The 1129-nt window shown below is 57.0% G+C and carries 1 protein-coding gene and 1 rRNA gene; both read left to right on the top strand.

The features are described from left to right. The coding region (locus AC5RWX_RS33630) for an alpha amylase C-terminal domain-containing protein (RefSeq protein ID WP_494100477.1) at positions 1–293 on the top strand (293 nt) is incomplete at its 5' end. Between the two features lie 474 nt (positions 294–767). After that, a 16S ribosomal RNA gene (locus AC5RWX_RS33635) occupies positions 768–1129 on the top strand; the annotation flags it as partial.

The following is a 1129-nucleotide window of genomic DNA, read 5'->3' on the forward strand; positions in this document are numbered from 1 at the left end:
AGCGCAACGTGCTCTCGTTCATCCGCTGGGACAAAGAGGGCAACCCCTTGGTCTGTGCCATCAACTTCTCTGGCGCGCCGCACGCCGGCTACACGCTCGGAGTGCCCGAGCCGGGTGCGTGGACAGAGGTGCTGAATACCGATGCCACCACCTATGGCGGATCAGGTGTGCTGAACGCCGGTGAGCTGAAGGCGACGGACGAGGGGCAGGACGGGCAGCCGGCCACTTTGAGCGTCACCCTCCCTCCGCTCGGAGCTGCATACTTCAAGCCGGGATCGGCAACGTCCGCCTGATTCCTGCTTGAGCTTACGAAATCGGCCCGGAATCCCTGTGGTTCCGGGCCTTTTCGGTGTTCTCGGCACCTGCTCCGGAGCGTCCGAAGGGGCCAGTTGGCGATCACCGGAAAGTAGTGGTAGAGTTTATTTCCGCGCTGCTCCACGAAGTCAGACGGAAAACCGACAACCAAGCCTCAAGCTGAAGATTGTCGCGGAGACCGGTTTGACAAGTGGGGGTGCAGCGGGTAAGTTTGAAAAGTTGCTCCGGAGCGATCTTGAACCGTGTTTGGTTTGGTGGTGCCGGGTGTGTCTGTTGTTTGAGAACTCAATAGTGTGCCAAGTTTGTTGATACCGATTGTTTTTTGATTGGTTGAATTTGCCGGGCTGCCCGCCCCTGTGGGTGGTCTGGTTTTTACAGCTGGTTTCGAATTTTTGCTGCCTGGTTGCTGCGTTTTCCCGTGGTTTCCTGGTGGTTTCTGTTTTTGTTTTACTTCAACGGAGAGTTTGATCCTGGCTCAGGATGAACGCTGGCGGCGTGCTTAACACATGCAAGTCGAACGATGATCTCCAGCTTGCTGGGGGGATTAGTGGCGAACGGGTGAGTAACACGTGAGTAACCTGCCCTTAACTCTGGGATAAGCCTGGGAAACTGGGTCTAATACCGGATATGACTCCTCATCGCATGGTGGGGGGTGGAAAGCTTTTTGTGGTTTTGGATGGACTCGCGGCCTATCAGCTTGTTGGTGAGGTAATGGCTTACCAAGGCGACGACGGGTAGCCGGCCTGAGAGGGTGACCGGCCACACTGGGACTGAGACACGGCCCAGACTCCTACGGGAGGCAGCAGTGGGGAAT

The sequence above is a fragment of the Arthrobacter sp. SPT-J7 genome, from assembly GCF_059089965.1.